Below are 11,623 nucleotides of genomic sequence, written 5' to 3'. Positions count from 1 at the left end.
TCCTCGGCCTCGTATATATTGTGATCATACGCTCCGACATGCAGGAAGAACATTGACATTAAGCGGTTCTTGATGGACGATCTTCGGATTCCCCCATAACCAAAGAGAGCACCTATCCACTGAATAATGCAGTGAAAGGTACTCTCTGATCGATCTTGATTAACTTATCTGCGACGTGCAAAATCCACAAATCTGAACTTGTCCGGTCTGTGCCTCGACTCCGTATACTGAAATTGACTGGCATCCTCCAGGTACACCTGGCTCCTCACCACAACTACATTGTGGAAACCTTCAAGGTCAAGTAATTTCCTGTCCTCTGCTGTGGGTTCTTCCACCAAAATCTCTTTTTTGGCAAACGAAATGGAAAGTCCCAGCTCTTGCTCAATGTACTGATAGATAGAATCATTACAGATCTCTTTGCTGAGCCCAGGAACAAGCCGCTGGCTAATGTAATCTTTGTCCAGTATGACATGCTCTCCATCCACTTTGCGCACACGTCTGATCTCCCAGACCTGTTCATTCAGACCAAAGTTAATCTTCTTGTGCAACGCCTGATCCACCTGTTGCTCCTCGAAAACCTTCACATACGTTTGAGCACGATGTCCCATTTTTTTGGCCAATTCCTTGAAGCTAACCAGACCTGAGATGGGAAAATCGATCTTGCGTATATCCAGTACAATCGAGCCCTTGCCTTGAATCTTCTGAATATAACCTTCTTCATACAACATTTTCAATGCTTTGCGAATAGTCTCTCGAGACGTTTGATAACTTTCCGATAGATCCAGTTCCGATTGAAGTAACGTCCCTGCCTCAATCTCTCCGGTCCGAATACGATCTGCAATATCTTCATATATCCGGATAAATTTATTATTCATTATTCATCACCATTGTTCATTACCCTTTTTTTATCATATTGGCAACCATTATAGCATTAAAAACCAATCAAGCGGTAATGTCGTTACTGCCGATGATTGCAGTATCACATGTAAGAATCAATTCAATCTAGATATGACGATCAAACGCTGACGCTTTCTCCACTTGATCTGTACGGTTCGCATCCATAACTTGAATCAGCTTATTTAAACGGAAGATCAGCGCTGCAGCTTCGGATCTGCTTAAGTGCTGCATGGGACGGAAGCTGCCGTCTTCATATCCGGTAATCATGTACAAACCTGCAAGTTCCTGCACTTCTTCTTTGGCCCAATCAGATACATCAGTCTGGTCGGTAAACGCTCTTGGGGAAGTCAGCGGTTCCGGTCTGATTTTACGAACAACATTTGCTATAATCTTGGATGCCTGTTCCCGTGTCACCAGCGCATGTGGAGCGAATTTGCCGTTCCCCATGCCTTGAACCATCTCATGATGAACGGCTGCCTTAATCTCAGGAGCAAACCAATCCTCATCGTTCACATCCTGAAATCCATGTTGTTCATTAACCGTTGTGTCCACACCCATCAGACGCACGATTAATGCAGTGAACTCCGCACGGGTGATCGGACGGCGTGGCTCGAAGCGAGTTTCACTTACACCTTGAATGATATTTTGTTCCGCCAGCCAGGTGATCTGATCTTTATTGAATGTTTGGCTGATATCAATAAATTTGATGATTTTTTTCACAGGTACATCAGGCTGCTCAGACGGTTCTGGTTGTGAACTCACCTCATCGGCTTGTTCCGATGTACCGTTTGGACTCGGGGTTGCACCGCCACCGCTCCAGGAGGATGGTGGATACGGAAAAGTCATGGCTGCTGCCCGTTTTCTTTCACTTTTTTCACCTGCTGAATTCTCCGTCCATACTTCCACCTCATAATGCTGCTCGGCATTCAGTCCTGTCCATACATGACTGCGCTGCGTGCCACGGTAGATCTCACGATCTTTATGGGTGATCACAATCACCTCATTTATTGAATCCAGTTCCCAAGTTAGCTTAATCGCACTTGTGCCTTGCGCTACGGCTGCAACTGTCAGATCCTCGGAAGGCAACGTCTCGAATTCCGGAACCTGGAGCGCCTCACCCTCACCTGCCTCATTAAATGGAACGATTGCAAAGTCAGTATAACGCTCGGCACTGTTTAATTCAGACACATGTATGGATGTCTCCGTTGTTGTTCCCACAAGCTCTTCGTTTCGATAAACTCGATAACCCCCAGCACCAGGAATCAGTTCCCATACAATGTCTGCACCATACATGGAACGCCCCTCTACTACAGGAGATGAAGCAGCACTACCAGGCAAAGTCATTGCATGAAGGTAATAACCACCATCACTACTGCCGGAGGCATTCATGGCCTTCACTATATAGATATAGTTCACGCCCGGTTCGAGTTCCTTGTCGTCATAGAACAGTTCGTCTGCAGGAACACGAGCAATCTCTACACCGTCACGCTCAATGATAAACTGCTCGGCACCTTCGACCCGGCTCTGTTCCAATAGAAGACGAATGTGGTCCTTCGCCGAATGATACTCCACTTTGACCGGAGCTGCTGGCTTGGTCAGGACAGAATACGCCAGCTTCTCCGATGCATCTCCTTGATCATTCTCTGTGTAGATTTCAATCGAGTACTGTTTGCCTGCATCCAGTTGATCAACAATAAACTCTTTTTGTTTGCCTCGGTATACTTCTGTACCATCCAGTAATATAACGAAAGTTTCGTTCCCATAAGGGAAGTCCCATTCCAGTTTGGCGTGATCTGTCTCCGGATATATCTTCATTTTCAGTGAATCCACATGAGGCAAGGTGTAAAAAGGAGTCACGATCATTGGACTTCCTGAACCAGCCGTATTATAAGGAATAATCTGTATCTGATCATATCGGGTTGCACTCTCCAGATGAGTTAATCTCACCTCTGTGATATCCCCTTCTTCAATCGTGGTGAACATCTGATCTCCGATACGTATGGTATATCCCTCCGCACCTTGTACCTTTGGCCAAGAGATCAATCCCTCTTTTTCCCCAATCTTGCTTGCATGTAAAGGTTCATGAATGATCGCAGGCAACGTTCGCAAGTGAACTTCGAAACCGGAATCACTCTCTCCCGTTGCATTGGATGTTTTGATGGTATACGTGTAATGCTCTCCTGGTGTCAGTCCAAGATCTTCAAATGAAGCTTGATCCGCTGGAACCTTAGCGACTTCAACACCATCCCGCATAATGATGAATTGCTCTGCTCCCCGTGTTGAGCTTCCAGTCAGGTCCAATACCGCAGTCTTATCTGTGATGTGTGTTATGCCTGCCGTCTGAGGTGATATGGGTTTCGTTAAAACTTGAATCTGAATAGACTCTGACCGATGCCCATCTTCATTAATCGCAACAAGTTCGAATTCATACGCCGTGCCATCCAGCATACTATTGAGATGTACAGACGGTTCAGACACGCTCTGCACATCTCCCGTTACCCGATTACGAATCTCATATGCTACTGCTCCCTGAACAACATCCCAAGCCAGATCCACCACATGTGTTCCGGCTTTCACTGTGATACTTTCTGCAACCAATGGCAACGTTTGAGTCATTACACTGAAAGTAAGCGGCGCACTCGTTCCACTCGTATTGACTGCCCGAATTACATAAGTGTATTTCGTTCCTGGCGACAGATCCTTGTCTACAAATTGAGTTTCACTTAAATCCATCTGAGCGATCTCTCTTCCATCCCGTTCAATGACATAATGATCTGCCCCTTGGACACCAGTGTTACTGAAATCCAGACCCAGGCTGTTTTTTGCCACATCATATACTGCAACCTTAACGGGTTTCTCAGGCAAAGTCAGCAGAGATACATCCGTCGCTTCAGAACGAGTCCCTTGTCTGTTGACTGCCCATAGTTGATAACGATGCCACGTTCCACCCTGGAGACCTGTAATCGTTGCTTCATTCTCCATTCCTCTATAGATCTCCTTGCCATTCTGCTCAATTACGTATTCAGCGGCACCTTCCACGACAGACCAGGAAACTTTTGCATGATGTACTCCTGGATCAACAAGTACTTCGGCAGGCGACACAGGTTTGGACAATCGGATGAGCTGAGCTGTTTCACCTGATCCAGAAGCATTCACAGCCTGAACTTCCAAAGCGTACTCTGTACCTGGCAACAATTCCTCAGCCGTGTAGGCCAGTTCTGATGTTCTGCCCACTTCTGTTCCATTGATTTTCACAATATAGAGATTCGCCGTATCTACAGCTTGCCATGCAAGTCCTATACTTGTCTCAGCAGTCGATGAAACATTCAGTCCTTCCGGCCTGCTAGGTAGCGTAAGAATTCTACTACTGGTGGATGCACCGTATCCTTCAGCATTGCCCGCCTGTACTTCATAGGTATACTCACGACTGCTTGACAGGTGGTGAACTGCGAGTTGTGTATCTGATATCTCATGGCTCTGTCCATCGATGACCACCCGATATTTCGTTGCCCCAGCTACAGGTTCCCAGCTCAAGATTGCTCCCTGTTCAGTTACTTGAACAACGTGAAGTCCCGACGGGCTCTCTGGTAGCGTTGTTCCTGATACCGAACTGCGCATCCCCTGTCCACTTCCGTTCACTGCTTGTACATCCAGTTGATAAGATGTTCCTGAACTCAGTCCCGCAAAGACCCATTCTTGGGTTCCAGCAGGAACCGTTCCCGACTTCTCTCCATTCAACCATAACTCATAACGATCGGCTCCACGTACTGCTTCCCAATTCAGTCGAAGGCTCCCTGTGGAAGCATCTGATACCTGTAAGCCGGACACCTGCCCGGGTAAAGTCTTGAGCAAAGGTAAACCTGCCATCGGCCCTGGTCCTGTCTCATTTCCGGCAATTAACGTATAGCTGTACTCCATTCCGCTATCCAGACCCGAGTCCAGATACTCCGTATGCTCTCCTTCATATATGGCTGCTCCATCGCGTGAAAGACCATAATACGTCGCAGAGGTAACTGTCTCCCACGTTAATGAAATATCATGCTCCCGAATCTGAACGGCCATAAACTCACCGGGCATTGCCGGCAGTGTGAGAAATCCAGTTCTACTACTACCACCTGCTCCGCTTTCATTCATTGCAGTTACCGAAATGTTATGCATGGTTCCTGGAAAGAGGTTGCTGACATAGGGAGGGCTACCAGGATCAGATACTGTCTGATCAAATACGGTGGCACCGTCCGAAGTAGTCGCAATGATGCGGTAAGCATCTGCTCCTCGTACTGAATCAAATTGAATCTCGGCCAAATTGGGCTGTGAATCTACTTTTCTAACGTGCAACGTTCCGGGAGCTGCCGGGGTAGTTAATACTTGAACACTTACTGCATCACTTACTCCGGTATGGTTTCTCACTCTAACTTCATATTCATAGACCTGACCACCGCTTAGGGAGTTATCGATTATACTGTGGTTAGGATAATCCAGTGTCCATGACTGCCCTGTAGTTTTGTTCGTTATCTCATACTGATATCCATCGGTATACCTTTCCCCAGTTGGCAAATCCACTGTAAGTTCAGCTGATGTCTCAGCGATCTGTGTCATTCTCACATGACTCGGTTGCTCGGGCTTGCGTTGAATATGGTAAGGTGATGATGTTGTCTCATATGTATTCCCTGCTCTGTCCATGGTTTTCGCATGGATGTACCATATGCCTTCCGATTCGATGGATATTTTATGCTCGTCAGAGCGAGCTTCAAGCCAATGCTCCGGTGATTCTGCACTGTTCGTAACTTGATAGAATCGTTCCAGTTCCTGAATACCTGAGTGGGCATCGGCATACTGAATGGTAGTGGATATATCCATGTCCGTCCAAGCATGTCCGTTCGGTGCAAATGTAATCGTTGGAGCCATCTGATCCACATAGGCGATTCGACTCACTTCCTTGCTTACATTGCCAACGGTATCCCTTGCTCTAGCTCGAATGGTGGTACCGCCGTTTGTGCTTACTGTACCCGTATTGCCTGCAATATAAGGAGCATCGTTCATGCTGTATTCATAGGAAATTGCTTGTTCATCCACACTTCCAGCAATGGTGAATTGCACATGCTCTTTACTCCATCCAGAAGAACTTAAACGAATAACCGGCTCGGTTGGAGCTGTCGTGTCGATTCGAACTGTAGCCTGAGCGGACGTGCTTATATTCCCTACACGGTCAATTGAGCGTGCATATACGATCGTTTCTCCCTCATCGGTAACCGTCACTTCACCCGTATAATCGATCCAAGGACCTTCTTTGTTAAGTCGATATTGACTCTTGGCAAGCCCACTGCCCGCATCTTCACCACTGTTTATCGCAAAAGTTACATCCTCATTCGTCCAATCCTCTTCACTTAACGCAATCGTTGGTTGCTCAGGCCCAGTCTTGTCGATTCTGGCTGTTGCCGAAGTGGAAGCACTGACATTGGCGGCCCGATCAACACTTCGTGCGTAAATCTCGGTTATCCCCTCTTCATTCAGTGTAAAAGGATTCTTGTAATCGATCCATTCTCCCTCACTTCCCAGCTTGTACTGTGTCAGACTAATGCCACTTGCTTCGTCCGTACCCTCCGTTAATGTCACGATTACCGCCGCTTTTGTCCAATCGGGCGGATTCAGCGAGATGACAGGTGGCGTTGGTGCAGTCCGATCTACCCTAGCTGTCACAGCCGTTTCCTGTCCTGTATTACCAAACGCATCAATACTGCGTGCCATAACAGTTGTGTTTCCTTCACTGCTTACGGTAAACGGAGCGCTGTATTCACGCCATTCTCCTGCCGGACCAACTTTTACTTCAGTCTTCTGAGTTCCGCTCAAGGCATCCTTTCCTTCTTCAACCGTGATGAGAACATCTTCCTTGGTCCATGAGGATGGAGTGACTGTAACGGAAGGAGCAGTTGGACCCGTTGTATCTTTAATCATCTCTCCAGCGGATATATACGGGGTCTGTATCCCTTCACCATTCAGTGCCGCCACAAAAACTTCATATTTTCCGTCCGCGAGTCCGGTCAGAGCAAATTCTGTACGTGTGGAAGTTGTTGTTCTCGTTGCGAGGACTTGCCCTCCTGGAATGCGTATTTCCGTTTTATAATGGGTGCTCGCAGGATTTCCATTATTAATCCAGCTCGCTGTAACAGAGTTTCCTGATTGTGTCACAGCCGCAGCAGCGGGTGGATTGGCCAATGTATATTTGGTGGATGGACTGGAGTACCCCGTGAAGGAACCACTTGAATTTTTGGCACGTACAGCAAAAGAATAACTGGTATTCGGAGTGAGCCCTGTCACCTGCCGACTGTTTGATGCACCTGTATTCACGATTTGATTCGTTGTCATATTTTTCAGTTCATATGTAACGGATGCATCATTCGCCTTCTTATCCCAATTCACCGTCAAGTTATTAGAATTAACCAATGTATATGTCGGCGTTCCCGGCACAACAAAACTCCTTACCGTAAAGTTAATGGTTCCTGCTGAGGACACCCCACCTTTGTCATCCATGACCCATACTTGCAACGTGTGCGTACCATCTGGCAGGGTGTCAGGCAATGTGTAATTGGTGTTGAAAGACTGATTTGAACCCATTGCGGTCATCTGAGTCAAAATGTTCTCAGACCCACCATCAATGGACCATTTCACGGTCAACAGGTCGCCTACATCCGTATCTCGTGTTGTACCAGAGATCTGAAGTTGCTCGCCTTTGTAATACGTTTGCCCCGAAGAAGGAGCCGTTAGTGTAAATGAAGGCGGAACGTTCTGAGGGCCGATTCCCACGATCGTTGAAAATTTGCGTGAAGCCTGATTCGCTGTTGCTTTGGCATTCCACCAGAATTGTGCAGCTGTATCACTAGCCGTAACGGTCTGGCCTGGAGTGAATGACGAAGGTGAAGAACCCCCTGTTAGCTGCGCATTGTCCGGACCGCTGTACTGTCCCATGTATATGCGATCTGCATTCACAACATTGTACGTATTCGCATAAAAAGCCGTGACCTGAACGCCGCCGCTGTAATTGCGCCATCCATTCTCGATGACTTCAAACGGAGATGCATCATTGCCATTCACCATCGTATCCCAATAAAATGTTCCACCCAAATTCAGTGCCGATCCACTGCGGTTGATGGCTTCCAGTTCAACCTTCATGTATCCACCTTGTGAGGTAGCATTAACGATAGATACACGCAAAATATATTCGACATTGTCCTTTTGCCGGGACATTTCAATCACATTATTGTTAATTCGGTAATAATTAAGCGGCAATGTTTTGAAGTTCACGGGTGATCCATTATGGTCGATAATGGTGGATACATTCCCTGTATCACCACCGTAAAATACATTTGTGTTTGGTAGTAATACAATTCTGTATTTACCATCACTGTTCATCTCCACTTTCACCTTGGAGGACTGTACAGCCTTCATGCTGGACGTATCGGATACAATCCCGATGGTTTCAACCGTTTCAGCCATTACCGTCGTTGCGCCCCATTCAAGCAACAGGGCTTGAGGTGATAATAACACAAATGCCAGTACCACTTTGGTTAATTGTTCCGCTTGTTTCTTCACACGTTTTCCTGATTTCTTCAACGTCTAATCTCCTTTTTGGCACACAAAAAAAAGGAGGCACCCCAACAAAGGAACGATGTCCTAAGTTGGGGTGCCTCCCCTAACAAGTGTCATTTTTTCTTGATTATAACGATTAAGCGCATGAATGTAAACATTTGATCATGAACGCCTTACTTCTCATTTCTCATCTCTGATCTTTAATAACGCTTCGTCTAGTGCGCCAACGACCTTGTCACACCATACATCAAATTCCGGATCTTCGGTCTGTAATTCAGGATGCGCCAGAATGTGCTCAATCGTACGTCGAATGCCCTGATCAGCTCTTGTCGTTGCTACAAATTCCGGAACAAGCCGCTTCAGCTTGCTGTTATCAAAGACAACGGTATTGGCTTTGTCACCCAGCAATCCGCCGCGAAGATCCTGATCACTGCATGCGGCCAAGAACTCAGAGGGTACATGCACCGCATGAAGCTTAACGCCCAACACACCAGCTATAATCTCATGAATCTGATTCCAGGTGACGGATTCATCCGAGGTGATATGTACCGATTCACCAATGGCATGGATATTTCCCATCAGCCCGATAAATCCTTTGGCAAAATCAGTATTGTGCGTAATGGTCCACAGCGAGGTGCCATCTCCATGGATGATAACGGGTTTGCCTTCACGTATACGCTTGAGAACCTGCCAGCTGCCTTGAGCACCATGAACACCGAGAGGTACCGATTTGTCGCCATACGTATGGCTCGGACGCACGATGATCACAGGAAACCCATGCTCGCGGTATTGTTTCATCAGATAGTCTTCACAGGCAATCTTGTTGCGAGAATACTCCCAGTATGGATTCGATAATGGCGTCCCTTCCGTGATCCGGTAATCAGCCAGAGGAGTCTGATACGCCGATGCTGAACTTATAAAAATAAACTGCTTTGTTTTATCCTTGAACAAACGGTAATCTCGCTCCAATTGAGACGGTACAAAAGCGATAAAGTCTGCAACAACATCAAATTCCAGATCAGCTATCAGTTCCGCTACACGTGCCTCGTCATTAATATCAGCTTGAAGTACCTTGACCTCTGCTGGCAACTCATCGTTCCGATTGCCGCGATTAATTAAATAAAGTTCACAGCCTTGCTGTGCAAGCATCTCCGTAATCGCCGTACTGATGGTGCCTGTCCCTCCAATAAATAGCGCTTTCATTTCGCCACCTCCTGATCGATTTTACCCACTTTCCCATGATATCACGCACCAAAAAAAGGAGCAAAGCTCGGTGACCCGAAACCTTGCTCCTTCTGCTTATACGACCTTAATCGTTGCATATATCATGTACATGCCGCAATGGATCTCATATTCTCCCTTGGGCAGATCTTTGTCGACCGTATAATAATTGGGTCCCTTTTGCATGTATAGATCCATGCCAAGCTTTTGTGATCCCACTGATTTCACATGTGTCACCGACCGGGTCAGAATAAAGTTGATTTTGGTCGGTACGCCAGCTTTCACCTCGATAACGTCTGGTCCAAAACCATCGTTGCTCACGTCCACATCAATGACTTCATATCCCTTCAAATCCTCCGGAGTCTCAGCTTGTGCTGTTACTGCACTTCCCGATCCGGGGGATACGTCTTTGCCCATAAAATAAACCAAAAATGATCCAAGCAGTACAACAACGGTCAGACCCAGCGTTAACCAAGGCCATGTTTTTCCAAACCAGCTTTTCATATAAACACTCCTCATTCGATGTCCCATCAATATTCAATCAACAGACGGATGTATTCATTAAGCATACCTGATTCGCATGACAATGAAAATGACCCCTCTGGGCTATTGCGATTGAGCAAAAATATTTCAATAGAAAAAGCCTGATTTCTCAGGCTTATCTACGGGTATTCCCGTTCATGCTTCGCAATATCCCTTTTTGTATAACTCAGGAATAGATCGGTGTATTCCGACTTCGTCTCATGCGTAATTTATACAACTCTGGTAGGGCTACACCAATGAGCACAATAATAACTCCGAACCATTGCAATCCGCTGACATGCTCATGGAGCACGATTGAGGATAACAAAACTGCAATTGGAAGCTCCACTGCACCCAAGATTCCGGCCATGTCACCACCAATATGCGGAACACCGATAGCGAACAGTACTGGTGGAATGAATGCCCCGAAGAATCCAAGCAGCAATCCAAATACAAGCAACTGGCTCCAGATCAATCCGTTAAAGAGGAATGTCGGTGGGAACAAAATGCACAGCAGGATCAATCCGCCTGTAACCATCCACGCACTACGGAAGGCTGGATGCGCTGAAGGAACCGCTTTGCCGCTGAACAAGACAAACAGGGAATAACTTACGGCTGCCATTAGCCCAAGAGCAATACCCAGACCGTTGAACTCACCCAATCCTTGTTCCAGAAAACCCGCTGCCAGCAAGGTTCCACCAAACAGAATGATCAACGTCAGGAACGTGACTTTGTCTGGACGTTGACGTTTGCTTATCGCCTGAATCAATACGCTAATCCAAGTGAACTGGAACAACAGGATAATGGCAAGTGAAGCCGGGATATAACGTAAAGACTGATAATACACGAGACCTGTAATTACCGTTGGTGTTCCAGCAGCCATCAATATCAGACGTTGTTTCCACGTCAACCGCTTGAATACCTGTGCCACGGCTCCTGATGCTTTGCCATTTGCCTGTGACTTACGTTTTGTTCTAAATTTTGTGTATAGCGCCAGCATCCAGGATAGAAGAAAACCCGTGATCAGCTGTGCTCCCACAACCTCTCCAAGTTTATATCCTTCGCCGTACGCCAGAACCACAATCGTGGATAATATGCCATAGCTCATCGCTCCCGCGAGAACGGACAGATAATATTTCATTGTGAATAAACCTCCTGATGATAAGAAAAATACGCCCGCATGTTGGTTCATGCCAAGGTCACAACACCATCTAAATGCAAAAAATCCTAACTACGAGCAAGGAATACATTGATTCCTTGGCATCGTAGTTAGGAAGTATAGGCTTCCCGTAGAGACCCTCGCCCTGTGTACACTTTCGGCCTGCGAGGTTATACGAAATGATATATGCAATTTGATGTAATTCGTGTGTGACGACTTTTCATATATTACATGGGAGGT

The 11,623-nt window shown here is 46.6% G+C and carries 5 protein-coding genes and 1 riboswitch; all 5 genes read right to left on the bottom strand.

Annotation, left to right across the window (positions count from 1 at the left end; all coding sequences use genetic code 11):
• Nucleotides 1-164: 164 nt before the first annotated feature.
• Nucleotides 165-875: a trehalose operon repressor gene (gene treR / locus MHI48_RS13600; RefSeq protein WP_036670703.1), complete on the bottom strand. Its 711-nt coding sequence runs from the start codon at nt 873-875 to the stop codon at nt 165-167.
• Nucleotides 876-1,002: 127 nt separating this feature from the next.
• A complete protein-coding gene (locus MHI48_RS13595; protein ID WP_405144307.1) occupies nt 1,003-8,505 on the bottom strand; it encodes a fibronectin type III domain-containing protein in 7,503 nt (2,500 codons plus the stop codon).
• 156 nt (nt 8,506-8,661) lie between these two features.
• Nucleotides 8,662-9,684, bottom strand: coding sequence for an SDR family oxidoreductase (locus tag MHI48_RS13590; protein ID WP_405144305.1), 1,023 nt, complete (start codon nt 9,682-9,684; stop codon nt 8,662-8,664).
• A 96-nt stretch (nt 9,685-9,780) separates the two neighbouring features.
• Nucleotides 9,781-10,206 (bottom strand): cupredoxin domain-containing protein, encoded by a 426-nt coding sequence (locus MHI48_RS13585; RefSeq protein WP_017688751.1) that lies wholly within the window; start codon nt 10,204-10,206, stop codon nt 9,781-9,783.
• A 205-nt stretch (nt 10,207-10,411) separates the two neighbouring features.
• Nucleotides 10,412-11,365, bottom strand: a complete 954-nt coding sequence (locus MHI48_RS13580) for a DMT family transporter (RefSeq protein WP_017688752.1) — start codon at nt 11,363-11,365, stop codon at nt 10,412-10,414.
• A 105-nt stretch (nt 11,366-11,470) separates the two neighbouring features.
• Nucleotides 11,471-11,581: riboswitch (purine riboswitch) on the bottom strand.
• Nucleotides 11,582-11,623: the final 42 nt, after the last annotated feature.

The sequence above is a fragment of the Paenibacillus sp. FSL H7-0942 genome (genome assembly GCF_045040715.1).
In the GTDB taxonomy this organism is placed as follows: Bacteria; Bacillota; Bacilli; order Paenibacillales; family Paenibacillaceae; genus Paenibacillus; species Paenibacillus amylolyticus.
This window is presented reverse-complemented; position numbering and strand designations above follow the sequence as displayed.